This is a genomic window from Azotobacter armeniacus (genome assembly GCF_054779355.1).
In genome coordinates this window covers 102,403-127,131 of sequence record NZ_BAAGYK010000035.1, presented here as the reverse complement: position 1 = coordinate 127,131, position 24,729 = coordinate 102,403, and the positions used below count along the sequence as shown (strand labels likewise).

The window sequence follows — 24,729 nt, the reverse complement described above, 5'->3', positions numbered from 1 at the left end:
CCATGGCACGACGTACACGCAAGGACGACGGTAGCCAGTGGACCGTGGCCGACAGCCGCGCCGTCTACGGCATCCGTCACTGGGGTGCCGGCTATTTCGCCATCAATGAGCAGGGACATGTGGAAGCGCGGCCGAACCGCGCCGCCGAGCGGCCCATCGACCTCGTCGAGCTGCTTGGCCAGCTGCGCGAGGCCGGCCTGTCGCTGCCGCTCTTGGTGCGCTTTCCCGATATCCTGCAGGACCGCGTGCGCCAGCTGACCGGCGCCTTCGACGCGCACATCGAGCGCCTTGGCTACCAGAGCCGCTACACCGCGCTGTATCCGATCAAGGTCAACCAGCAGGAGGCGGTGGTGGAGAACATCATCGCCACGCCGAACGTCTCCATCGGTCTGGAGGCCGGTTCCAAGCCGGAGCTGCTCGCCGTGCTGGCGCTGGCGCCGAAGGGCGGCACCATCGTCTGCAACGGCTACAAGGACCGCGAATTCATCCGCCTGGCGCTGATCGGCCAGAAGCTCGGCCACGCGGTATTCATCGTCATCGAGAAGGAGTCGGAGGTGCAACTGGTCATCGAGGAGGCCGCCGAGCTCAAGGTCGTCCCGCAGCTCGGCCTGCGCGTGCGGCTGTCCTCGCTGGCCTCCTCGAAGTGGGCCGACACCGGCGGCGAGAAGGCCAAGTTCGGCCTCTCGGCGGCGCAGCTGCTGCGTGTGATCGAGCGCCTGCGTGGCGCCGGGCTGGACCAGGGGGTGCGCCTGCTGCACTTCCACATGGGCTCGCAGATCGCCAACCTGGCCGACTACCAGGGCGGCTTCAAGGAAGCCATCCGCTACTACGCCGAGCTGCGTGCCCTCGGCCTGCCCCTCGACCACGTGGACGTCGGCGGCGGCCTGGGCGTCGACTACGACGGCACCCACTCGCGCAACCCCAGCTCGATCAACTACGACCTGGACGACTACGCCGCCACCGTGGTCGGCATGCTCCTGGAGTTCTGCGACGCCCAGGGCCTGCCGCATCCGCACATCTTCTCGGAGAGCGGCCGCGCGCTGAGCGCCCATCATGCCCTGCTGGTCGTCCAGGTCACCGACGTGGAGCGCCACAACGACCAACTGACGGAAGTCACCGATCCGGAGCGCCTGCCGGAGACGTTGCGCTGGCTGGTCGAGCTGCTCGGCCCGACCGACGACGAGATGGTCACCGAAACCTACTGGCGCGCCACCCAGTACCTCGGAGAGCTGTCCCGCCAGTATGCCGAGGGCAAACTGAGCCTGGCCGACAAGGCGCTCGCCGAGCAGTGCTACTACGCGCTCTGCCGGCGTCTGCACGACTCGCTGAAGGCCCGCCAGCGCTCCCACCGCCAGGTGATCGACGAGCTCAATGACAAGCTGGCCGATAAGTACATCTGCAATTTCTCGGTGTTCCAGAGCCTGCCGGATACCTGGGCGATCGGCCAGGTCCTGCCGATCCTGCCCCTCGACCGGCTCGACGAGGAGCCGCTGCGCCGCGCCGTGCTGCAGGATCTGACCTGCGACTCCGATGGCAAGATCAAGCAGTACGTCGACGAGCAGAGCATCGAGACCAGTCTGCCGGTGCACGAGCTGCGCACGGGCGAGGAGTACTTCCTGGGCATCTTCCTGGTCGGCGCCTATCAGGAGATCCTCGGCGACATGCACAACCTGTTCGGCGATACCGACTCGGTGAACGTCTACCAGCGTGCCGACGGCCGCGTCTACCACACCGGCATCGAGACCCACGACACCATCGAGGACATGCTGCGCTATGTGCACCTCTCCCCCGAGGAGCTGATGACCTACTACCGCGACAAGGTGGCCGGCGCGCCCATCGGCGCCCGCGAACGCGCCCAGTACCTGGACGCCCTGCGCCTGGGACTGACGCGCTCGTCCTACCTGTCTGCGTAGTGCACCGCCCATGCGTATGGGAAACGGCCGCAAGCCTTTCCCTCCAAGGCGGCATGCAGGGCATGGTGGAAAATCGCCATGCGAGTTTTCCATCCTACGCAGAAGGCTACCTATTGGCCTGAGCCTCTGGCGCCTATTCCGCCAGCCCCTGACGCCACAGGCGCCGGGCGAAGGCCGCCATGATCAGGGCGCGCAGCGCCATGAAGGCGAGGAAGGCCAGCCACAGGCCGTGGTTGCCCAGATCCTGCAGCAGCCAGGCGAGCGGCAGCGCCAGGGCCACGGCGAACAGCATGGCGTCGCGCATCTCGCGGGCGCGGACGGCGCCGATGAACAGGCCGTCGAGCAGGTAGCTCCATACCGCGATCAAGGGCAGCACGGCCAGATAGGGCAGATAGCCTTCGGCCAATTCGCGCACCGTCGCGATGTCGGTCTGCAGACGGATGAACAGTGACCCGCCGACCAGGAAGAACAGCGCGAAGCCCAGGCTGGCCAGCAGCGACCAGAGCCCGGCGACCACCAGTGCCCGGCGCAGGGCGGCGCGGTCGCGGCTGCCGATGGCGTGCCCGCACAGCGCTTCCACGGCATGGGCCAGGCCGTCCAGGGCGTGGGCGGTGAGCAGCAGACCGTTGAGCAGCAGAGCGTTGGCTGCCACCGTGGCGTCGCCGAGCCGCGCGCCCTGCACGGTGAGCAGGAAGAACACCAGCTGCAGGAGCAGGCTGCGCAGGAAGATGTCGCGGTTCACCGCCAGCAGCGGGCGCCAGTTCGCCCAGCGGTGCAAGGCGTTCCAGGGCAGCCGGCCGGGATATTGGCGCAGCGCTCGGCGGGCCAGCGCCAGGCCGAGCAGGGCGCCGCTCCACTCGGCGATAACCGAAGCGCGAGCGGCGCCCGCCACCCCCCAGTCGAGGCCGAGAACGAACCACAGATCGAGCGCCACGTTGCCCAGGCTGGTGACCAGCAGTATGGCCAGCGGTGCGCCGGCATTCTGCGTGCCGAGCAGCCAGCCGATCAGCGCGTAGCTGGCCAGCACCGCCGGCAGGCCGAACAGGCGGATGTGAAAGTACTCGCGGCTCAGCGCGTCCAGCGTTGCCGAGGGCTGCATCAGGCCGAGGGCGAGTTCGCCGAAGGGTAACGCCAAGAGGCCCAGCAGCAGGGCGAAGGCACCGGCCAGGAGCAGGCTCTGCAGCAGCACCTGGCGCAGCGCGGCGCCGTCGGCGCGACCGCAGGCCTGGGCGGCGAAGCCGGTGGTGCCCATGCGCAGGAAGCCGAAGGCCCAGGCGAGCAGGGTGAACAGGCTGCCGCCGACCGCCACAGCACCGAGCTGGTGGGCGTGCGTCAGGTGGCCGACCACTGCGCTGTCGACCAGCGTCACCAGCGGTGTGCAGACGTTGGAGAGGACCATCGGCGCGGCCAGCGCCCAGACCCGGCGCTGGGTCGGCGCGTGGCGCCAGGCCTCGGCGAGCGCGACGGCGCTCACTGGATCGGCCAACTGAGCACCCAGAGGCCCAGCAGCAGGCAGATTACCCCGCTGATGAAGGCGCGCTGCAGCAGCGCGCGCACCCCGGCGATCAGCAGCGCCAGGCCGGCGATCAGGGCGATGAAGCCGAGCAGCGTGGGATTCATGCCGAGGGTGCGCGACAAGCCTTCGAGGAAAGACGCGCCGGCCCTGGCGATCGAGTCGAACAGTCCGCCCAGCGCCTCGACGAGGTAGCGGAGCACTGCCCCCACCGCCTCGCCGAGCCATTCGAAGAAGCTTTCCTCTTGCATTGCATCCCCCTGCTGAACAAAGAAAGGTGCCGGGCCGCGGGCTCCCCTCGCTCCAACGGGGGAAAGGGGACGGCCCGGAAAAGCCGGGCAAGGATAACGCGCCGGGCGGGCGCTTTCAGCGCAGCAGCAGCAGAGGCGTCAATGACGTGTGCAGCATGTGGCTGGTGGTGCTGCCGAGGAAAAAGCGGCGGATCCGCGAATGCCCGTAGGCCCCCATCGCCAGCAGGTCGATGGCGCGCTCCTGTTGATAGGCGTGCAGCACCGGCTCGATGTCGCCCTCGCGGATCGCCGGGATCACCACGAAGCCGGCGACCTCCAGCTGCGCCTGGGCGTCGTGCAGCGCAGCACGGGTCAGCGCGTTGTCCTCGCCGACCATCAGGAGGTGTAGCGGCAGGCCCTTGAACAGCTGGCTGGTGGCCAGCATGTGCACAGCCTGCCGGGCGGTCGGGCTGGCGTCGTAGGCGAGCAGCAGGCTGCCTGGTGCCTTGAAGTCGTCCGGCACGACCAGGGTCGGCCGGACCAGGGTGCGGGTCACGCTCTCGAGCTGGCTGCCGATGGGCTGGTCGGCGTTGTGCCGGCTGTCCTCGCCCTGGCGGCCGATCACCAGCAGGTGGATGCTGTCGGCCATCTCGCCGAGGGTCTCGACCAGGGCGCCGTGGCGCTGGCAGAGTTCCGGCGCTTCCAGGCCGGCGGCGATAGCGCGGTCACGGGCCGCCTCCAGCACCGCCTGGCCCTGCTCCAGCGCCACCTTGGCACGCCGCTCGTCGAGCCGGGTCAGCTCGTCGAGCAGGTGCTCGCGGCTGCCCAGGCCGATGGCGCCGCTGAGATCGCCAGGCTCCGGGTAGCGCCCGCGGTCCAGCACATGCAGGAAGGTCAGCGGCAGGCCGAGGCGCCGGCTGGCCCAGATGGCGCCGTCGCAGACTGCTGCAGTGGACGGGGAGCCGTCGATGCAGGCCAGTATCCGAGTCATGGGGTCGCTCCTTTCTCAGTGTTCCATGAGTGTGTCGATAGCGTCGGGTTTGTCGTGCACGCCAAAGCGGTCGACGATGGTGGCGCTGGCCGCGTTGAGGCCGAGCACCGTCACTTCGGTTCCTTCGCGGCGGAACTTGAGCACCACCTTGTCCAGGGCGGCTACCGCAGTGATGTCCCAGAAATGGGCATGGGACAGGTCGATAGTGACCCGGTTCAGCGCCTCCTTGAAGTCGAAGGCATCGACGAACTTGCTCGACGAGCTGAAGAATACCTGACCGACCACCCGGTAGGTGCGGGCATGGCCGTCTTCCTGGCTCTCGTTGTCGATGCGCAGGAAGTGGCCGACCTTGTTGGCGAAGAACAGCGCCGCCAGCAGCACGCCGACCAGCACGCCGTAGGCCAGGTTATGAGTGGCCACCACAACCACTACGGTGACGACCATCACGATATTGGTCGACAGCGGGTGTTTCTTTAGATTGCGCAGCGAGTCCCAGCTGAAGGTGCCGATCGACACCATGATCATCACCGCCACCAGCGCGGCCATGGGGATCTGGGTCAGCCAGTCGCTGAGGAACACCACCATCAGCAGCAGGAATACACCTGCGGAAAAGGTAGACAGGCGGGAGCGACCGCCCGATTTCACGTTGATGATCGACTGGCCGATCATGGCGCAACCGGCCATGCCGCCGAGCAGGCCGGCAGCGATGTTGGCCACTCCCTGGCCCTTGCACTCGCGATTCTTGTCGCTGGGGGTGTCGGTCAGTTCGTCGACGATGGTGGCGGTCATCATCGACTCGAGCAGGCCGACCACGGCCAGGGCCGCTGAATAGGGGAAGATGATCGCCAGGGTCTCGAAGGTCAGCGGCACGTCAGGCCAGAGGAAGACTGGCAGGGTGTCCGGCAACTGACCCATGTCGCCGACGGTGCGAATATCCAGGCCCAGGACCATGGCGACGACGGTCAACACGACGATGCACACCAGCGGCGAAGGGATGAGGTTGCCGATCTTGGGCACATAGGGGAACAGGTAGATGATCCCCAGGCCGACGGCGGTCATGGCGTAGACATGCCAAGTGACGTTGGTCAGCTCCGGCAACTGAGCCATGAAGATCAGGATCGCCAGGGCATTGACGAAGCCGGTGACCACCGAGCGCGAGACGAAGCGCATCAGCGAGCCAAGCTTCAAGTAGCCGGCGACGATCTGCAATACACCGCAGAGCAGGGTGGCGGCCAGTAGGTATTCCAGACCGTGGTTTTTCACCAGGGTCACCATCAACAGGGCCATGGCGCCAGTAGCCGCCGAGATCATGCCGGGACGGCCACCGACAAAGGCAATCACCACAGCGATACAGAAGGAGGCATAGAGGCCAACCTTGGGGTCGACGCCAGCAATGATGGAGAAGGCGATGGCCTCGGGGATCAGCGCGAGGGCCACCACCAGGCCGGCGAGGACGTCACCGCGGACGTTGAACAGCCAGGTGTCTTTGAGGGGTTTCAGCATGGTTTTTTCCTGTTGGAACGAACAAACAAAAAGAAACGCAGCCTCCCCGGGCGGGGGTGGACGCTTCGAATGGCAAAATTTTTCGTCGGACAATCAGGGTGAGACACGCGACGGCAGGGCGTACGGGCGCTCGGGTACTTGCGGCGGGCGCAGGTCGGGGGAGGGGGCGAAACGCTATGGCGGCGTGGGCAGCCAGCGTGCGGTGGAGCGGTCGGTCATTTTCGGTGCAGGTGCCTGGATTCTTTTAGAGGAGCGGACCTTAGCATAGATATATTCGGTAACGCGACCAAGGGGGCGGGCGCAGGGCAATCGTATGAAGGGGCAGGTGCAGCCTTCACTCCCTCTCCCGCGTGCGGGAGAGGGGAAACAGGCCATTGCTGCTCATACCCTCTTCCCCCCGCCCATCCCATGAATGGGAGAGGGGCGAAAGTTGTTCATGCGATTGCCCTGGGGGCGGGCGATCACTAGCAAACCTGTAGCCTAGGATGTGTATATTGCGTCGCAAATTCCATCCATCGAGAACGACTGCATCATGATCGCCATTGCCAAGGGGCTGCTGGGACGGCTGCCTGCAATACATCCGCGGATCTGGATCGCGTTGTTGCTGAGCCTGTTCCTGGTGCAGCAAGTGCATGACCGGCAGTTCGACGAGCGCCTGTATTTCTGGGTGAAGAGCGCCTGGCTCGAGGCCTGTGCCAAGGGCCTCGACTTCTGCCTGCCGGACTATGAGGTGCGCATCGAGGCACTGCCGGTCGCCGGCGTGCGCAACAATCTCTCCGGGTTGGCCTACGATGACGAGCGCCTCCATCTGTGGGCGGTGATCAACAATCCGGAAGAGCTGCTCGCCCTGAGCACCGAGGGCGAGGTGCTGGCGCGCTATCCGTTGGAAGGCTTCAAGGACGTCGAGGGTGTGGCCTACCTGGGCGGCGATCTGCTGCTGCTCACCGAGGAGCGCGACCAGGCCCTGGTCGCCGTGCCGGTGCCGACAGGTCCCGGCGCGCTGCGGCGCCAGGACTACCGGGCGCTGACCCTGGGCTTCGACAATCCCGATGGCGACAACCGCGGCTTCGAGGGGGTCGGCTACGACCGCGGCGGCGACCGCCTGTTCGTGGCCACAGAGCGTTCGCCGCTCAAGCTCTACGAGGTCCGCGGGTTCAAGGCCAGCCTGTCCGGCGACTTCAACCTCAAGGTGCTCGACCGCTCCGCCTGGCTGAACGAAAAGTTCGTCGGCACCGGTCTGTCCTCCGTGGAGTACGACCAGAGCAGCGGCCACTTGATCCTGCTCAGCGACGAGTCGCGGCTGATGGTGGAGCTGGACGGCCGGGGCGATACGGTGAGCCTGCGTTCCCTGTGGCGTGGTTCCGCGGGGCTCAAGGAGAGCATCCCGCAGGGCGAGGGCGTGGCCCTGGACGAGTACGGCAGGCTCTATATGGTCAGCGAGCCGAACCTGTTCTACGTTTTCGATCGCAAGAACTGAGCCGCTCGCCGCCGGCTGGCGGAACACCCCGGCTCGGCCAGACTCCCCGGGCCGAGACACCCGCGCCGGCAACGTCGCCGAGGCCCAGCCCTGCGGCTTCAGCGGGTCACGGTGCCACCGGCTGCCATTCCCGCCCCTCCGGGCAGTTCACCCAGCCCCCCTTCCTGATCTCGTCTTCAGGCGTTCGGTGAAGCCAGATCGACGTCGAACAAGTCGGGGCGGGCGATCCCCGCCTGCAGCAGGGTGACGGCAATGGTGCTGCCCGTGCCGTCGAAGTTGTCCTGGCGCATCCATTCGTCGAAGGCCTGCAGCGCCGCCCCGCCGGCGCGTTCGGGAGCTTGCCATTGGAGCGGCTGGCCACCGCTGCCCCCCGCTGCCCCCCTTCCAGTGGGAATCAGTTTCCCATCAGGAGAACGTTGCAGACCCCGACTAGACTTGCCGTGCGTCTCGAATGCACAAGGCGTTCCCCCCATGGACCCAGGGAGGTCGGAAAAATGAACAGGTATGGCGCGGAGTTTCTCGGAACCTTCTGGCTGGTGCTCGGCGGCTGCGGCAGTGCAGTCCTCGCGGCGGCCTTCCCGGACGTCGGCATTGGTCTGCTCGGCGTCTCGCTGGCATTCGGGCTGACGGTGCTCACCATGGCCTATGCCGTCGGCCACATCTCCGGCTGTCACCTGAATCCGGCCGTGTCCATCGGCCTCTGGGCCGGCGGGCGCTTTCCGGCCAAGGATCTGGCTCCCTACATCGCGGCCCAGGTGCTCGGCGGGATCGCGGCGGGCGGTGTTCTCTTCGTCATTGCCAGCGGCGCTCCCGGCTTCGACGTCGCCAAGGGCTTCGCCTCCAACGGCTACGGCGCCCATTCGCCGGGCGGCTATTCGCTGCTGGCGGCGCTGGTGAGCGAGGTGGTAATGACCCTGTTCTTCCTGCTGGTCATCCTCGGCGCCACGGACAAGCGCGCCCCCGCCGGCTTTGCCCCCATCGCCATCGGCCTGGCCCTGACGCTGATCCACCTGATCAGCATCCCGGTGACCAACACCTCGGTGAACCCGGCGCGCAGCACCGGCGTCGCCCTGTTCGTCGGCGACTGGGCCATCGGCCAGCTCTGGCTGTTCTGGGTCGCACCCATCGTCGGGGCAGTGATCGGGGCCTTCGTCTATAGGCTGATCGCCGAGGATACCGGTCTCGCTCGGCAACCGGCGCGCGGCTGACAGGAGTGCCGGGCAAGCCACCCGGCTTCTCTCTCGTCATTCGCTGGGTAACGCTGCGTGCTTACCCACCCGGCAAAAGCCGCGACGCTATCGGCATCCGTCCGTAAGGTGCAAAACACGCATAACGGTTTTTCACTACCGGCGTCGAGACCAGTTCCGGCGGAGCCTGGCTCTTCCTGCAGACCGCCTTCGCCCTGCGCCGTCCCGGGCTCCAGCGAGACGGGCCATCTATGCTTGTCGGAAAGACTTTTCCGCAGGGGAGCGCAAGGATGCACAACAACAACCTGAAATTGCGTGGGGTCAATCTGGGCAGTTGGCTGGTGCTGGAGAAATGGATGGTGCCGAGCCTGTTCGAGGGACTGGCGGCCACCGACGAAACCACTTGGTGTGCCGAGCTGGGCGAGCGGGCCGGCGAGCGGCTGCGTAGCCACTGGAACTGCTGGATCACCCGCGACGACTTCGCCTGGCTGGCCGAGCGCGGCCTGAATGCCGTGCGCATTCCGGTCGGCCACTGGATCTTCGGCCCGGACTACCCCTATCATCCGAGCTACGGCAAGGCCCGCTATCCCTTTGTCGAGGGCGGCATCGAGGTGCTCGACCGCGCCATGGACTGGGCCAGGGAGTGCGGCCTGCGCGTGGTGCTTGACCTGCATGCTGCGCCCGGCTGCCAGAACGGCTTCGACAACGGCGGGATCAAGGACATCTGCGAGTGGCATACCCGCCCGGAGTACCGCGAGCATGCGCTGTCGGTGCTGGAGCGCCTGGCCGAGCGCTACCGCGAACACCCGGCGCTGCACGCCATCGAGGTGCTCAACGAGCCGCGCTGGGACGTGCCCACCGACTACCTCAAGGCCTACTATCTGGACGCCTACGCGCGTATCCGCCGGCACTGCCCGGCCGAGCGGGTGGCGGTGGTCTTCCACGACGGCTTCCGCAACTTCCGCGAGTACCTGGGCTTCATGCAGCCACCGCAGTGGCAGAACGTGTTGTTCGACATCCACCGCTACCAGTGCTTCGAGCGCTGCGACATCGACATGGACATCTACGGCCACCTGCGCAAGGCCGCCGGGGACTGGAAGACCGAGGCCGACGCCATCATCACCGAGTTGGGCCTGCCGACCATCTGCGGCGAGTGGAGCCTGGGGCTGGACTTGAAGGTGGTGTCGCTGTGGGCCGAGGGGCCGTTCAACCATGCCCTGGAGCACATGGACGCCTTCCAGGAGAGCGTCGCCTACCGCGGCTACGCCGCCGCCCAGCTGGCCTGCTTCGAGAAGTACCAGGGCTGGTTCTTCTGGAGCTACAAGACCGAAACCACCCCGGCCTGGAGCTTCCGCGACAGCGTCGAGCGCGGCTGGCTGCCCTCAGCGTTTGTGTAGCGCGCACAGCTCGTTGGCGCAGGTGAGAAAGCGCGGCTCGACTTGGCGGTTGAGGATCAGCTTGCGCGAGTGGTGATGTTCGAGCCCGGCGTGGAAGCTGATGGTCAGCAGGGTCGAGTCGGGCAGCTCGCGGCAGAGCATCTCCAGCATGTAGTCCTCGCCCTTGGGATCGAAGGCGTCGGTGGCCTCCTCGAGGAACACCCAGGGCGGCTGGTGCAGGATCAGCCGGGCGATGCCCAGGCACTGCTGGGCCCGCAGCGGCAGCACCCGGCCCCAGCTGTCGGCCTCCACCAGCCGAGGGGCCAGCCAGGCCACCCCGGCGCATTCCAGTGCATGGTGAAGCTCCGTCCGGCTGAAATGGCCGGGCTCGCGCGGGTAGCTGAGCACCGACTCCAGACTGCCGTCGGGCAGGAAGGGGTGCTGCGAGAGGAAGACCATGCCAGCATCGTCGGGCAGCAGGATCTCGCCGTTGCCCCACGGCCACAGCCCGGCCACCGCCTTGAACAGGCTGATGGTCACCGCCGGATCACCGGCGATCAGCACCCGCTCGCCCCGGCGGATGGTGGCGTTGAGGCGTTCGACGAGGATCTCGCCATCCGGATTGGCCAGGCACAGGTCGCGGAACACCAGCTCGTTGGCCCGCCCGTGACCCAGCTCGATGCGGTGTTCCAGCGGCTGTAGTGCCCGCGCCTCCAATTGCAGCATGTCGTTGTACAGGCTGGCCACCCGGTCCGCCGAGGCTTTGCACCGGGCCAGCTCGCCAAGATTGTCGATCGGCCAGGAGAGCGCCGAGGTCAGGCGCTGGAAGGCCTGCGCTGCCTGCATCAGCACGCCGAGGCTCATCGCCCCGGTGATGTACTGCGGCGCCGCGACCAGGACCGGGAACACCGGCAAGAGGGCGCCGTAGCCGGCGGAAAAGGACACGATGCCGAGGTAGCTGATGGTCTGCCGGTTCCAGCCGCGGCCGACATCGGCGAACAGCCGACCGGCGTAGTCGCGCTCGATCCCCTCGCCGTGCATCAGGGCGATCGGCTCGGAATTCTCCCTGGCCCGGGCCAGGCCGAAGCGCAGGTTCGCCTCGACCGTCTGCAGCCGGTTGGTGGACAGGGTCAGCTGCCGGCCGAGCAGCAGGCCCAGCACGCTGCCGCCGCCGGCGTAGAGGAAGGCCAGCAGCACCAGGAAGCCGGGGATGACGATGTTGGTGCCGGGCAGCGCCAGGGTGCCGGAGAGCTTGAACAGGATATCGACGAAGCTGCCGAGGATCAGCAGGGAGAAGACCAGCGAATGGGCGAGGGTGATCGCGTTCTCGGTGGCGATGCGGATGTCCTCGGCGATGCGCCCGTCGGGGTTGTCGTGCTCGCCGCTGGTGAACTGCAGTTTGTAGTGGTGGGCGCGCGCCAGCCACTGGTCGAGCAGGCGCAGGGTCAGCCACTGTCGCCAGTCCAACTGCAGCCAGCGCTTGACGTGCAGGTGCAGCGCGGTGACCAGCATAGTCAGGGCGAAGATCAGCGCGAAGGTGGCGATCTGCAGCATCAGGGTGTTGAGCGAGCGCGCCTCGAGGGCGTCGAAGAGTTCGCGGTGCCAGTAGCTGGTCCAGATCGCCAGGCCGACCTGGCCGAGGGTCAGCAGCAGCAGAATCCCCACGGCGCCGCGTACCAGCCACTTGCGCTCGCTGCTCCAGTAGGGTCTCACCAGATTGGCGAACTGCCACCTCAGGGGGGGAGGGTTTGGACTGTTCTGATTCATCGACATTCGATAATCCCCTGTCTGCGCGCCAGTTGAGGCAGTGTCTGGAGGATGGCGGACAGACTGCGATGACCGTCCGGTATCAGGCGCGGGGGAATGGCTTCAAGCCGTTTGCGTCCGGCAGACGAGGCGTGCCAGTGTGCTCCGTTCGGGATGTCCGCGCGACGCGCTTCGCGCCATCCCGACCACTGGCCGTCCGCCTGCAGGAATATCCTCGACTCGCAGAACGACATTCCTTTCATCTCCGCCGCCGGTTGGCGACGTACGACATCAGCGGCCCGCCCTTCAACGCCGTTCCGGGGCCGGACACGGCGATCTCGGCTTTGGCGAGGGATCGCCAGGGTGGGGACAGGTCCATGTTGTTGCTGCGGGGCGGCCGGCGCATTGCGGCCGAACGGCTGCTACGGATAGCGTAGCCGGTGGCCTGCTCGTTTGTCGGGCAGGGCGCCGTGTCCGTCATGCCGCGACACTCTGGTACTGGCCTGGCAATTGCCGGGGGCCGGCCCGCCCAGTAGACTGAGGCCCATGAACCGCCACCTGCGCCTCTGTCTGTACCTGCTGCTGTGCCTTGCGCTTCCCATCAACGGGATGGCAGGCGTCAAGGTGCAGGTGCAGCCCTGCCCCATGCAGACGCAAATGCAAATGCAGCATGACGACGGGACCATGGTGGCGGGCCCGGACTGCGGCTGCCACGACGATCACCCATCCGCCCCGCCGGGCGGGCATCTATGCAAGGACGGCCACCAGTGCAAGTCTGGCAGCCCGTTCCAGGTCGCCACAGCCAAGCCGCCGCTGCTGCCGCCGGGGCGGCAGATCCCGTCCCACAGCGCTCACGCCCTCCCGGTCTTCGCGCCGGAGCCCATCTGGCACCCGCCGCGCGCCTGACTCCTCCCGTGTCCTGAACGCCCTCCGCCGCCCCTTCGGTCGTGCGGCGCAATGCGCATGCCCGCTCGGGCCTGCGCCGGAACATCACAGGAATCCTGAACATGAACCTCCGATGTCTGAGGGGATGCCCGTGCGTGGCGACCTTGGTGGCGTGCGCGCTGGCCCTGCCCGGGGCGGCGGCCGCCCTCACCCTGGACGAGGCCCTGCGCCTGGCTGAGCGCGAGGCGCCCTCGATGGCCGCCCGCACGGCGAATCTGCAGGCGGCCCGCAGTGCCGCCATTCCCGCCGGCGAGCTGCCGGACCCCAAACTGGCCCTCGGCCTGCAGAACGTGCCCATCGAGGGCGACGGCGGCTGGCAGCTCGACCAGGATCCCATGAGCATGCGCATGATTGGCGTCATGCAGGAGGTGCCCAACCGCGCCAAACGCCGCGCCCGCGTCGAGGTCGCCGAGGCCGGCGTGGACGTGGCCGACGCCCGGCGGCGCATCGAGCGCCTGCTCGTGCGCCGGGAAACCGCCCTGGCGTGGATCGCCGCGCTGGCGGTGGAGCGCAAGCTGGAGCTGTTCCAGCGCTTCTACACGGAAAACCGTCTGTTCGAGCGCGCGGTCAGGGCTCGGATCGCCGGCGGCCGCGGCCGGGCGGCGGACGGCGTGTTGCCCGCCCAGGAGTACGCCCTGCTGGGCGAGCGGGAGGATGTCCTGCTGCGCAGCCGCGCCGTCGCCCAGGCGGCCCTGCGCCGCTGGATCGGCCCGTCCGCCGGCGCCACGCCGGTCGGCAACTGGCCGCAGTGGACGGCCGATGCCGAGCACTATCGGCACAACCTCGACGAACATCCCGAACTGGCCGCCTTCGCCCCCCTGGCGCGCCAGGCCGAGGCCGAGGTACGTCGGGCCGCCGCCGACAAGCGGCCGGACTGGAGCTGGGAGGTCGACTATCAGAAGCGCGGCCGCGACTACACCGACATGGTCAGTCTGCGCCTGAGCGTCGACCTGCCGATTTTCCCCGGTTCGCGCCAGGACCCGAAGATCGCCGCCCGCCAGGCCCGGGTCGTCGAGGTGGCGGCCGAGCGCGAGGCCCTGCTGCGCGAGCACGCCCTGGCGCTGGAGGAGGACCTGGCCGAATACCGGCGCCTCGAACGTGCCCTCGAACGCCTGGAAAAGACCCTGCTGCCGCTCGCCGAGAAGAAGGTGGCGCTGGCGATGGCCGACTATTCCGGCGGCGCCGGCGAACTGGTCGCCGTGGTCGACGCCCGCCGCGAACGGGTGGAAACCCGCTTGCGCCGCATCGAACTGACCGAGCAGCGCGCCCTGAGCGGCGCCCGCCTGCATTTCGCCTACGGAGAAGACGCCCCATGAACCCGTCAATCAAACGACTGGCGCTGCTGCTCGGCCTGCCCGTGGCCATCAGCGTCGCGGCCCTGTCCGCCACGGCCCGGCTGCAGGCCGCCGAGGCGGACGGCGGGCGCGAGGTGCTCTACTGGTATGACCCCATGTACCCGCAGCAGCATTTCGACAAGCCCGGCAAGTCGCCCTTCATGGACATGGACCTGGTGCCGCGCTACGCCGACGACGGTGGCGAGGGCGCGGCCCTGCGCATTGACCCCAGCGTGGTCCAGAACCTCGGCATGCGCGTGGCGACGGTCCGTCGCGAGCGGTTCGGCGAGGATCTCGAGGCGGTCGGCACCCTGACCTTCGACGCGCGCGATGTGGCGCTGGTCCAGGCGCGCAGCGGCGGCTTCGTCGAGCGGGTCTACGACCGGGCTCCTGAGGACCTGGTGGAGAAGGGCGCGCCGCTGGCCGACCTGCTGGTACCGGAGTGGGCGGCGGCGCAGGAGGAATTCCTCGCCCTGCGCGGCCTCGGCGAGCCGGCGCTGCTGGCGGCAGCCCGCCAGCGCCTGCGCCTGGCTGGCATACCGGGCGAACTGATCGCGCGCCTCGAGCGTACAGGCAAGGCCCAGCGGCTGTGGACCATCGTCAGCCCTATTGCCGGCGTGCTGCAAACGCTGGAGGTGCGCGAGGGCATGACTCTGGCCGCCGGCGCGCCGCTGGCGCGGATCAACGGCCTGGGCAACGTCTGGCTGGAGGTGGCGGTGCCCGAGGCGCAGGTCGCCGGTCTCGCCGCCGGACAGCGTGTCGAGGCGCGCCTGCCGGCCTTTCCCGGCGAGGTGCTGGAGGGGCGGGTCGCCGCCCTGCTGCCGCAGGCCAACCTGGACAGCCGTACGGTGCGGGTGCGGGTAGAGCTGCCCAACCCGGAGGGCCGCCTGCATCCCGGCATGACCGCCGAGACGACCCTGAAGCGGGCCGCCGGAACGGCGCTGGTGGTCCCGAGCGAGGCGGTGCTGCGCAGCGGCCGACGCACGCTGGTCATGCTCGCCGAGGAGGAGGGCCGCTACCGTCCGGTGGAGGTGCGCAGCGGCCGCGAGAGCGCAGACCGCACCGAGGTGCTGGAGGGGCTGGAGGAGGGCCAGCGGGTGGTTGCCTCCGGCCAGTTCCTGCTCGACTCCGAGGCCAGCCTGCGCGGACTGCTCGCCCGGCGCCTCGGCCAGCCGGCCGGCGCGCCGGCCCTGCACGAGGCGGTGGGCTCCATCGTCGAGATCGACGGCGACATGCTCGGGCTCGAACACGGTCCCTTCAAGAGCCTCGACATGCCCGGCATGACCATGCCCTTCCCGCTGGCCGACCCCGCCTTGGCCAAGGGCTTCAAGGTGGGCGACCGGGTCCGCGTCGGCGTGCGCCAGACCGACGAGGGCCTGCTCATCGAGCGCCTCGAGAAACTGGAGGGGCAGCCATGATCGCTTCGCTCATCCGCTGGTCGGTGGCCAACCGCTTCCTGGTCCTGCTCGCGACCCTGTTCGCTGTCGCCTGGGGCGTCTGGTCGGTCAGGCACAGCGCCATCGACGCCCTGCCGGACCTATCCGACGTGCAGGTGATCATCCGCACGCCCTACGCCGGACAGGCGCCGCAGATCGTCGAGAACCAGGTCACCTACCCGTTGTCCACCACCATGCTCTCGGTGCCGGGGGCGAAGACGGTGCGCGGCTATTCCTTCTTCGGCGATAGCTACGTCTACGTGCTGTTCGAGGACGGCACCGACCTCTACTGGGCCCGCTCGCGGGTGCTCGAATACCTGAGCCAGGTGCAAGACCGCCTGCCCGCCGAGGCCCGCCCCGCACTGGGGCCGGACGCCACCGGGGTCGGCTGGATCTACCAGTACGCGCTGGTCGACCGCACGGGCGGGCACGACCTGGCCCAGCTGCGCTCGCTGCAGGACTGGTTCCTGCGCTACGAGCTGAAGACCCTGCCCAACGTCGCCGAGGTGGCCAGCATCGGCGGCATGGTCAAGCAGTATCAGGTGGTCCTCGACCCGGTGCGCATGGCCAGCCGCGGAGTGACCCAGCAGCAGATAGCCAGCGCCGTCGAGCGCGCGAATCGGGAGACCGGCGGCAGCGTGCTGGAGCTGGCGGAGACCGAGTTCATGGTGCGCGCTTCCGGCTACCTGCAGACCCTCGAGGACTTCCGCGCCATCCCTCTGCGCCTGGACGCCAACGGTGTGCCGGTGACCCTGGGCGAGGTGGGCCGGGTGCGGCTCGGCCCCGAGATGCGCCGCGGCATCGCCGAACTGGACGGGGAGGGCGAGGTGGTAGGCGGTGTGGTGATCCTGCGCAGCGGCAAGAACGCCCGGGACACCCTGGCTGCGGTGCAGACGCGGCTGGCCGAGCTGCAGAAGACTCTGCCCGAAGGCGTGGAGATCGTCACCACCTACGACCGCAGCGGGCTGATCGACCGCGCAGTGGAGAACCTCAGCCACAAGCTGGTCGAGGAGTTCATCGTGGTGGCGCTGGTCTGCGCGCTATTCCTCTGGCACCTGCGCTCGTCGCTGGTGGCCATCGTCTCGTTGCCGGTGGGCGTATTGATCGCCTTCATCGTCATGCAGCGCCAGGGGATCAACGCCAACATCATGTCCCTCGGCGGCATCGCCATAGCCGTCGGCGCCATGGTCGACGCCGCGGTGGTGATGATCGAGAACGCCCACAAGCACATTGAGCACTGGCGCGCGGCGCATCCGGGCCAGAGGCTTTCGGGCGATACCCATTGGCGGGTGATCACCGAGGCGGCGATGGAGGTCGGCCCGGCGCTGTTCTTCAGCCTGCTGATCATCACCCTGTCGTTCATCCCGGTGTTCACCTTGGAGGCCCAGGAAGGACGGCTGTTCGGCCCGCTGGCCTTCACCAAGACCTACGCCATGGCCGCTGCGGCAGGGCTGTCGGTGACCCTGGTGCCGGTGCTGATGGGCTACTGGATTCGCGGACGGATACCCGACGAGGCGCAGAACCCGCTCAACCGCCTGTTGATCCGCCTATACCGCCCGGCCCTGGAGTGGGTGCTGCGCTGGCCCAGGGCGACCCTGGTGGCGGCCCTGCTGGTGTTTCTCACCAGCCTCTGGCCGGCCAGCCGCTTGGGCGGCGAGTTCCTGCCGCCCCTGGATGAGGGCGACCTGCTCTACATGCCCACCGCGCTGCCGGGGCTTTCGGCGCAGAAGGCGAGCCAGCTGCTGCAGCAGACCGACCGCCTGATCAAGTCGGTGCCCGAGGTGGCGCGGGTGTTCGGCAAGGCCGGACGCGCCGACAGCGCCACCGACCCGGCACCGCTGGAGATGTTCGAGACCACCATCCAGTTCAAGCCCAAGGACCAGTGGCGGCCGGGCATGACCCCGGAGAAGCTGATCGAGGAGTTGGACCGGACGGTGCAGGTACCGGGGTTGGCCAACCTGTGGATTCCGCCGATCCGCAACCGCATCGACATGCTCGCCACCGGGATCAAGAGCCCCATTGGGGTCAAGGTCGCCGGCACCGACCTGGCGCGGATCGACGCGGCGACCCAGGCGGTGGAGCGCGTCGCCAAGACGGTGCCGGGCGTCGCCTCGGCGCTGGCCGAGCGCCTCGCCGGCGGGCGCTACGTCGACGTCGACATCGACCGCGCCGCCGCCGCCCGCTACGGGTTGAACATCGCCGACGTGCAGGCCATCGTCGCCGGCGCCGTCGGCGGCCGGACCATCGGCGAGACCGTCGAGGGGCTGGCCCGCTATCCGATCAACCTGCGCTATCCGCGCGAATGGCGCGACTCGATCACCGCCCTGCGCGAGCTGCCGATCTACACCCCTCGGGGCAGCCAGATCACCCTCGGCACCGTGGCGCGGATCGGCATCAGCGACGGTCCGCCGATGCTGAAAAGCGAGAACGCGCGCCTCTCCGGCTGGGTCTACGTCGACGTGCGCGGCCGCGACCTGGCCTCGGTGGTGGCCGACCTGCGCGCGGCGATCGAACGGGAGGTCCGCCTGGAGCCGGGCATGAGCCTCAGCTTCTCCGGCCAGTTCGAGTTCCTCGAGCGTGCCAACGCCCGCCTCAAGCTGGTGGTGCCGGCCACCTTGCTGATCATCTTCGTACTGCTCTACCTGACCTTCTCCCGCTTCGGCGAGGCCCTGCTGATCATGGCCACCCTGCCGTTCGCCCTCACCGGTGGGGTCTGGTTCCTCTACCTGCTCGGCTACCACTTGTCGGTGGCCACCGGCGTCGGCTTCATCGCCCTGGCCGGGGTCGCCGCCGAGTTCGGCGTGATCATGCTGCTGTACCTGAAGAACGCCTGGCACGAACGTCTGGCCGTCGGCCAGAGCGACGAGGCGGCGCTGCTCGAGGCCATCCGCGAGGGCGCCGTGCAGCGCGTGCGGCCCAAGGCGATGACCGTGGCGGTGATCATCGCCGGCCTGCTGCCGATCCTCTGGGGCAGCGGTACCGGCAGCGAGATCATGAGCCGCATCGCCGCGCCCATGGTCGGCGGCATGGTCAGTGCGCCGCTGCTCTCCCTGTTCGTCCTGCCGGCGGCCTATCGCCTGATGCGCCGCCGGCAGGCTTCACCAACCTCAATCCAAACCGGAGTACAACCATGAAAGTTCCGTTTTTCGCGATTGCCGTCCTTGCCCTGGTTCCGGCCGTGCAGGCTGCCGAAAGGCAGGCGATGCCCGGCCACGACGGCCACGGACAGATGACCCATCAGGCTGCCGCCGCCAAGCCCGCCACCGCCAGCGCCACCGGCACGGTGAAGAAGCTCGACCCGCAGAAGGGCGCCATCACCATTGCCCACGGCCCGGTCCCGGTGCTGAAGTGGCCGGCCATGGTCATGCCGTTCAAAGCCACTGCCGAGCAGATGGAAGGGCTCAAGGCGGGTGACAAGGTAAGCTTCGAATTCACCCACGAGGGCATGGCGACCATCGTCAGCATCCAAGGCCAGTCCTGACCCCCGGCGGGGCCGGCCCGGCCGGCCCCTTCGGCGTTGCACGGCCGCTGGTGCCAGACTCGCTACCGGCGGTACGAGCCCCGGCGAGCAATCGAGGCACGCTGCAGTCGAAGGGAGGAATGCCGCCGCGACGATCGAATGCGGCAGCGCACGGGAGGAGCGACCCATGCACCGGATTCCCCGCGACAAAGGCCAGGACAGCACGCTGGCCCTGATACACGACCCCTATCGGTTCATCGCCAAGCGGTGTCGCCTCCACGGTTCGGAACTTTTCGAAACCCGGCTCCTGCTGACAATGACCCTCTGCATGAGCGGAGCCGAGGCGGCCCGGCTGTTCTACGAGCCCGAGCGCTTCATGCGTCAGGGCGCGATGCCGCGCCGGGTGCAGAAAAGCCTTTTCGGCGTGGGCGGGGTGCAGGGACTGGATGGCGACGCGCACCGGCACCGCAAGCGCATGTTCGTTGCGCTGCTCATGGACCCCGTGAGGGTCGCCCTGCTGGTCGAGGCGGCTCGCAGCGAGTGGCGAGCATGCGGGCGGTGATGGGCGTCGATGGAAAGGGTGGTTCTCTACGACTCGCTGCAGGAAATGCTGACCTGGGCCGTATGCGCATGGGCTTGGGTTCCGCTTGCCGAGGAAGAAGCCGGGCGCCGTGCGCATGAGGTCGCCTTGCTGTTCGATTACGCTGCTGGGGCCGAAGTATTGGCGGTCGCGTCTGGCACGCAAGCGGAGCGAGTTCTGGATCGAGGATGTCATCGCCATGATTCGGGCCGGACGGCTGCAACCCCTACCGGAAAGTGCAGCCCACGTGATTTCCTGGCATCTCGAGGCGGATGGCACCCTGTTCGACCTCCATGCGGCCGCGATCGAACTGCTGAATGTAATCAGGCCCGTCGTGGCGGTCGCCGTCTACCTCACCTTCATCGTCAGGGCAATCGCGTGAACGACTTTACTCCCCTCACCCATTCATGGGAGGGGGGCCGGGGGAGCGGGCAAATGGGCAGCGATGGCTTGTTTTCCCTCTCCCCAGCCCTCTCCCGCACGCGGGAGAGGGAGTGAACGGCTCTGCGCCTGCCCCTTCATGCGATTGCCCTGGACCGCGCCATTGAGCTGCCATTGGACTCCGCTGCCTGTACGCTATAATTTTCTGTCGGCGCTGTGGCAAGGAGTCGTCCGCAGAGCTCAGCCCGAATCCTGTCGCGCCTCCCAGCGCTTCGACGTGCAATTGTCGGAATTAAGCAATACCTATGTTTGGATATTCACGCCTGTTAGTCGTTGGCCTGTGTGCCTGCCTCGCCGTGCCGGCCCTGGCCAGCAATAACTCCTCGCCGCAGAGCCGCCAGGAGCAAATCCATGAGTTGGGCCACAGCGTGATGCCCTTCACCCTCAGTCGCACCCTGCACGTCTTTCGCATGACCGAAACCGGCGGCAGCATGCGGGTCGTCATCCGCACGGCGAGCGCGGCGGATCAGCTGCCGAGCATCCAGCGGCACCTCCTGCACTTGTTGGCGCGCTTCTCCAGCGGCGACTTCTCCATCCCGGCCAGCCTGCATGGCGAGAGCATGCCGGGCCTCAAGGAGCTGGAGGCCGGCGCCTCGCGAATGAAGGTCACCTACGCGCCGTTGCCCAACGGCGGTGAAATCCGTTTCGAGGCCGGCGACCTCGAGATGATCACCGCCGTTCATCGTTGGTTCGGCGCCCAGTTGTCCGAGCATGGGACGGATGCGATGGCGGAGTGAGGGGGCTTCCTCCCCAGTACCAGCCGCGAGCCCATCGCTGGCGTGGCCTTCAGAGGGGCGAGTCGAATGACCTGGACGTGTTGGCCTCATGGGCTGTTCGTCAAACTGTCATGTGGATGTAGGGAATCCATGCATGGATGGAATAGTGGATCACGCGCTGAAGCCGCTATGGAAGGGGCTTTACCTGGTTCGCCTGGTACTGTGGCTTGTGTTTGAAATGCTCTTCGAAGTGGTTGCCGGGTGGGTTGGCTGGTGCATTTGCAGGGTGCTCAGCCTTAACTCGTTTCCGAAGGAGCAAATCGGCGAATACGAGAAAGCGTCACGTCCTGTGGCCATGTCAGCGTGTTTGGCAGGCATGGTTTCACTACTTGTGTTGGGTGCGGCTTTGGCATTCGTGGATGGTGTCGGTGCCACATGACGGTGGGTTCAAAGTCGCTCGCTCATAGAGACACGCTGAGGCGTACCCTGCAGATCAATTATTGGGTTTCCAGAGCGAATGCTGCTTCTTGCCAGACCTGTAAGTGAAGAAGATATCCAGTGCATATGTGATTTTCCACAGAGCGAAGAGGAATTGTATTTTCTGTTTCCGAAAGCATCATATCCGCTGACGGTAGAAGCATTGAGGGATGCAGTCGCTCAGCGAGCTGACTCAACAGTCGTGGAGGCAGATGGTGTGGTTGTCGGTTTTGCAAATTTCTATCGCTGGGAGCCCTGTGGCGCTTGCTCTATTGGAAATGTCATCGTATCCCCGCTGAGTCGTGGGCGTGGCGTAGGCCGCTATCTCATCGAGCGGATGATTGAGTTGGCATTTTCCAAGCATAAAGCCGCTCAGGTAACGGTATCCTGTTTCAATCAAAATATTGTCGGCCTGCTGCTGTACCCGAAGCTTGGGTTCAGGCCATATGCCATTGAAGAGCGGAAAGACAAGAAAGGGAAGCGGGTTGCACTCATTCATATGAAGTTGTTGCAGAGGGCAATCTGAATCGGCACTCCAGCAATATTTTTTATCCTTGGCGTAGTTTTCGCCCTGTCATGCGCTCGCGGTTGCATTATTGCAGACTTGATAGTCGAAAATTGCCTTGATGCGTGATTAGCTACTCTCTTTCATTGTCTTGGGATTTGCCTTGTAAGTGCTCGAGCGAAATTTCCCTGGGTTTTCTGCTGTTCCGAACCAGGCCAACCCCTGTATTTCAGTGGCTTGCACGGGCAATGCAGGGGAAAAATATCGGATTATTTTTCTTCGAGCACTTAAGTTTTATCTGTTTTTTGGTTGTATTCTGCTCCCTCAAGGAGGATACGCATGAAAGCTGAAAATTTCGCGCTTGAAGACTATTTCAAGAGAATCGGTTATCGCGACGATGCCCAGGCGGATATTGCCACCGTAACCAAGTTGATGCGCTGCCAGTTGTTCACTGTGCCGTTCGAGAATCTCGACGTTCAGGCGGGCAAGGTGGTTTCGCTGGTGCCGGAGGAGATTGTCGAGAAGATAGTCGGGCGCAATCGCGGCGGCTATTGCTATGAAGTCAATGGACTCTTTTGCATGGCGCTCGAGGCGCTGGGCATTGCTTACCGGTTCGTGGCAGCGCGGCCCATGTTCTACCCGGTAAGACGGCCGAAAACGCATATGGCTGTTGTCTTGACACTGAAGGGCGAGCAATGGCTGTGCGATCTGGGCTTTGGCAGCTATGGCATCCGGGCTCCCCTGCGGCTCGATGTGGTCGATGCCGAAGTGAGGCAAGATGACGATGTCTTCATGCTGAGCCGGCCGAACGAGCGAGAGTATCTATTGGCTGCGCTCGTGAATGGGGAGTGGGTCAATCAATATGCCTTCGACCTGTCGCCTCAGGAGTGGATCGATTTTGCGCCGGCAAATTATTTGAACTCCACACACCCTGAGGCCATTTTTGTGCAGAAGCTGCTCGTGGTGCGCCATGCCCCCACGGGGAGGGCGATTCTTTTCGGCGATACGCTGAAGACGGTAAGGGATGGGGAAATTCATGTGGAGTCCGTGACAGCGGAGGATATCGACGCGACTCTGGTCAATACCTTTGGGCTGCCTGGAATGAGTGGCATGCTTTGATGGTGAAGGGGGCCGCCCGGCAAACCACGCCAAGGCCGACTGGCTGCGGCAAGGTAAGTCAGTGGGTTCTTCTTCCAGAGAGTGAGCCTCTTGGCCCGCGGCTTCGTCGCCTGCCCGTGTTGAATACCAAGGAGAGATCATGTCCGACCTGAAAGACCCCAGGGTGCTGTTCGCCGCCGAGAGAACCTTGCTGGCGTGGAACAGGACCAGCCTGACCTTGATTGCCTTCGGCTTCGTGGTCGAGCGCTCCGGTCTGCTGGTTCAGGCGATCGCCCCCGACAGCCAGGCGGCGAAGGCCTCTGTCGTCACGTTCTGGCTTGGCCTGGCCTTTATCGCGCTGGGAGCTTTTGTGGCCATCTATTCATCCCGGCAATATCAGATCGTTCTGAAGACGCTGACACCTGCCGAGTATCCGCCGGGCTACGGCGCCCGCTGGGGCGTTGCCGTGAACCTGAGCGTTGCGCTGCTCGGCACCTGTCTGGCGCTTGTCCTGTATGCGCTCTGAGCCATGCATGACAATGCATGCGATAAACGCGTGATAGCTGACGATAGCGGTATCCTCGCTCACTCTGGCGGCAAAGGAGAGGGTCATGGGAAAGCATTCGATGATCGCAAAGTGGTTGCGCGTGACCGGAATTACTCTTGGCCTCTTTACGGGCGGTGTCGCCAACGCCGGAGGATTGATCGGCGATGTCATCAACGGGGTCGCCCCGGAGGGAAGTACCGAGCTTGACGAGGCCCATCGCCAGATCAAGGCGCTCATTCCGCCACCTCAGGCAATCGGGGGAGGCGCTGGCATTACCCTCGACGAAGCCCTTGTGCAGGCCGGGGCACCCGTACTCCAGGAGCTTATCGTCCACTCGCGCGACGATGCGCTGCGTAATGGCGTGCAGCCAATGCCGCCGGACATTCGGCGCAACCTCACAGGTTTCCTGCCGGAGCCTGTTCTGGAGGCTGCGCGATACCGGGTGCAGGGCGGTGATGACTTCACGTTGCAGTTGAATCTAATCCGCTATGGCGATGCACGGGCGATCACCCTTGATTACGTAATTATTTTCAAGGAATCCGACGATGCGCTCTACAACCCCACGCTATGGGCACATGAATTGACCCACGTCGATCAATACCAGCGTTGGGGTATCCAGGAGTTTTCCATTCGATACCTCAGGAACTATGAAGCCGTGGAACGGGAGGCATACGAGGCCGAGACGCGTTATGTGGCGTGGGCGAGTCTGCAAAACACTCAAAGGCTGGCCTCCAGCGGCAACCCGATCGATGCCACGGCAGCAAACCGTCCGGTTTACCCCTTTCCCGTTGGCGATACCTCCAGCAGGTGCGGTACTGCTGTCACTGCATGCCAAGTCAATGGCTCGGCACCGGTCGGCACGCCATGCTGGTGCAATACGCCGGGGGGCGCGGCAGCGGGCTCGCTGATTCCAGACACTGCGAGCGACAACGTCACGACGGTAGCTCCGCCACCTGTACCGGCCAATGCATGCGCCACCGCGCGCGGCTCATGCCCTCTGGATGTTGAAATCGGTGCTGGCTCCCCCTGTGCCTGCGTTACGCCCCAAGGAAGCTTTTCGGGCACCGCCCAACAGAAGAACCTGGGCGACAGGTGCGCAACCCTCACCGGGACATGCCCACTGGCGACGCCACTGCTTTCCGGAGAACCCTGCTCTTGTCCGAGTCAGACGGGACCGATAGGGGGGCAGGTGCCCTGACCGCGGTGCTTGATTGTCCGAGGGCAACACGAGCTGCTGAAGGTGTGATTTTCGTG

The 24,729-nt window shown here is 66.1% G+C and carries 22 protein-coding genes; 17 read left to right on the top strand and 5 right to left on the bottom strand.

The window, feature by feature from the left end; translation table 11 throughout:
* Window positions 1-2: 2 nt before the first annotated feature.
* A complete protein-coding gene (gene speA, locus ACYVD0_RS08480) occupies window positions 3-1,913 on the top strand; it encodes an arginine decarboxylase (protein WP_460426408.1) in 1,911 nt (636 codons plus the stop codon).
* 133 nt (window positions 1,914-2,046) lie between these two features.
* Here the strand turns inward: speA and ACYVD0_RS08475 are convergent, their stop codons facing one another.
* The 4 genes from ACYVD0_RS08475 to ACYVD0_RS08460 all read right to left on the bottom strand — a co-directional run bounded on the left by ACYVD0_RS08475 (window position 2,047) and on the right by ACYVD0_RS08460 (window position 6,150).
* On the bottom strand, window positions 2,047-3,387 hold the full coding sequence (locus ACYVD0_RS08475; RefSeq protein ID WP_460426407.1) for an MATE family efflux transporter: 1,341 nt from the start codon (window positions 3,385-3,387) through the stop codon (window positions 2,047-2,049).
* On the bottom strand, window positions 3,384-3,677 hold the full coding sequence (locus tag ACYVD0_RS08470) for a hypothetical protein (RefSeq protein WP_460426406.1): 294 nt from the start codon (window positions 3,675-3,677) through the stop codon (window positions 3,384-3,386). The genes ACYVD0_RS08475 and ACYVD0_RS08470 overlap by 4 nt, the downstream gene beginning before the upstream one ends.
* A gap of 115 nt (window positions 3,678-3,792) precedes the next feature.
* Window positions 3,793-4,647 carry a universal stress protein gene (locus ACYVD0_RS08465; RefSeq protein ID WP_460426405.1) on the bottom strand — a complete coding sequence of 285 codons (855 nt, stop codon included), beginning with the start codon at window positions 4,645-4,647 and terminating at the stop codon, window positions 3,793-3,795.
* A gap of 15 nt (window positions 4,648-4,662) precedes the next feature.
* Window positions 4,663-6,150: a SulP family inorganic anion transporter gene (locus ACYVD0_RS08460; protein ID WP_460426404.1), complete on the bottom strand. Its 1,488-nt coding sequence runs from the start codon at window positions 6,148-6,150 to the stop codon at window positions 4,663-4,665.
* Between the two features lie 532 nt (window positions 6,151-6,682).
* Here ACYVD0_RS08460 and ACYVD0_RS08455 point away from each other — a divergent pair.
* The 3 genes from ACYVD0_RS08455 (at window position 6,683) to ACYVD0_RS08445 (ending at window position 10,211) form a co-directional block, all read left to right on the top strand.
* Entirely contained in the window at window positions 6,683-7,627 is a 945-nt protein-coding gene (locus tag ACYVD0_RS08455; protein ID WP_460426403.1) for an SdiA-regulated domain-containing protein, read from the top strand.
* A 494-nt stretch (window positions 7,628-8,121) separates the two neighbouring features.
* The gene (gene aqpZ / locus ACYVD0_RS08450; protein WP_460426402.1) at window positions 8,122-8,835 is read left to right on the top strand and encodes an aquaporin Z; all 714 of its coding nucleotides are present in this window, start codon (window positions 8,122-8,124) and stop codon (window positions 8,833-8,835) included.
* A 269-nt stretch (window positions 8,836-9,104) separates the two neighbouring features.
* A complete protein-coding gene (locus ACYVD0_RS08445) occupies window positions 9,105-10,211 on the top strand; it encodes a glycoside hydrolase family 5 protein (protein WP_460426401.1) in 1,107 nt (368 codons plus the stop codon).
* Here ACYVD0_RS08445 and ACYVD0_RS08440 read toward each other — a convergent pair.
* A complete protein-coding gene (locus ACYVD0_RS08440; RefSeq protein WP_460426400.1) occupies window positions 10,197-11,903 on the bottom strand; it encodes an ABC transporter ATP-binding protein/permease in 1,707 nt (568 codons plus the stop codon). The two genes, ACYVD0_RS08445 and ACYVD0_RS08440, sit on opposite strands and share 15 nt — an antisense overlap.
* Before the next feature lie 579 nt (window positions 11,904-12,482).
* Here ACYVD0_RS08440 and ACYVD0_RS08435 point away from each other — a divergent pair.
* The 13 genes from ACYVD0_RS08435 (at window position 12,483) to ACYVD0_RS08375 (ending at window position 24,673) form a co-directional block, all read left to right on the top strand.
* Window positions 12,483-12,842, top strand: a complete 360-nt coding sequence (locus ACYVD0_RS08435) for a hypothetical protein (protein WP_460426399.1) — start codon at window positions 12,483-12,485, stop codon at window positions 12,840-12,842.
* A 101-nt stretch (window positions 12,843-12,943) separates the two neighbouring features.
* Complete coding sequence (locus tag ACYVD0_RS08430; protein ID WP_460426398.1) at window positions 12,944-14,197, top strand: TolC family protein; 1,254 nt, start codon at window positions 12,944-12,946, stop codon at window positions 14,195-14,197.
* Window positions 14,194-15,633, top strand: coding sequence for an efflux RND transporter periplasmic adaptor subunit (locus ACYVD0_RS08425; RefSeq protein ID WP_460426397.1), 1,440 nt, complete (start codon window positions 14,194-14,196; stop codon window positions 15,631-15,633). The genes ACYVD0_RS08430 and ACYVD0_RS08425 overlap by 4 nt, the downstream gene beginning before the upstream one ends.
* Window positions 15,630-18,785: an efflux RND transporter permease subunit gene (locus ACYVD0_RS08420; RefSeq protein WP_460426396.1), complete on the top strand. Its 3,156-nt coding sequence runs from the start codon at window positions 15,630-15,632 to the stop codon at window positions 18,783-18,785. Before ACYVD0_RS08425 ends, ACYVD0_RS08420 begins: the two co-directional genes overlap by 4 nt.
* Window positions 18,782-19,132: a copper-binding protein gene (locus ACYVD0_RS08415; protein ID WP_460426395.1), complete on the top strand. Its 351-nt coding sequence runs from the start codon at window positions 18,782-18,784 to the stop codon at window positions 19,130-19,132. The genes ACYVD0_RS08420 and ACYVD0_RS08415 overlap by 4 nt, the downstream gene beginning before the upstream one ends.
* 166 nt (window positions 19,133-19,298) lie before the next feature.
* Entirely contained in the window at window positions 19,299-19,673 is a 375-nt protein-coding gene (locus ACYVD0_RS08410) for a cytochrome P450 family protein (protein WP_460426394.1), read from the top strand.
* A gap of 115 nt (window positions 19,674-19,788) precedes the next feature.
* Window positions 19,789-20,073, top strand: coding sequence for a hypothetical protein (locus tag ACYVD0_RS08405; RefSeq protein ID WP_460426393.1), 285 nt, complete (start codon window positions 19,789-19,791; stop codon window positions 20,071-20,073).
* 304 nt (window positions 20,074-20,377) lie between these two features.
* The gene (locus ACYVD0_RS08400) at window positions 20,378-20,869 is read left to right on the top strand and encodes a hypothetical protein (RefSeq protein WP_460426392.1); all 492 of its coding nucleotides are present in this window, start codon (window positions 20,378-20,380) and stop codon (window positions 20,867-20,869) included.
* 133 nt (window positions 20,870-21,002) lie between these two features.
* Window positions 21,003-21,287, top strand: coding sequence for a hypothetical protein (locus ACYVD0_RS08395; protein WP_460426391.1), 285 nt, complete (start codon window positions 21,003-21,005; stop codon window positions 21,285-21,287).
* Window positions 21,288-21,365: 78 nt separating this feature from the next.
* Window positions 21,366-21,851 carry a GNAT family N-acetyltransferase gene (locus ACYVD0_RS08390; RefSeq protein WP_460426390.1) on the top strand — a complete coding sequence of 162 codons (486 nt, stop codon included), beginning with the start codon at window positions 21,366-21,368 and terminating at the stop codon, window positions 21,849-21,851.
* Window positions 21,852-22,169: 318 nt separating this feature from the next.
* Window positions 22,170-22,949, top strand: a complete 780-nt coding sequence (locus tag ACYVD0_RS08385) for an arylamine N-acetyltransferase family protein (RefSeq protein ID WP_460426389.1) — start codon at window positions 22,170-22,172, stop codon at window positions 22,947-22,949.
* A 139-nt stretch (window positions 22,950-23,088) separates the two neighbouring features.
* Window positions 23,089-23,454 carry a YidH family protein gene (locus ACYVD0_RS08380; RefSeq protein ID WP_460426388.1) on the top strand — a complete coding sequence of 122 codons (366 nt, stop codon included), beginning with the start codon at window positions 23,089-23,091 and terminating at the stop codon, window positions 23,452-23,454.
* An 85-nt stretch (window positions 23,455-23,539) separates the two neighbouring features.
* Window positions 23,540-24,673, top strand: coding sequence for an eCIS core domain-containing protein (locus ACYVD0_RS08375; RefSeq protein WP_460426387.1), 1,134 nt, complete (start codon window positions 23,540-23,542; stop codon window positions 24,671-24,673).
* The last annotated feature ends 56 nt before the right edge of the window (window positions 24,674-24,729 follow it).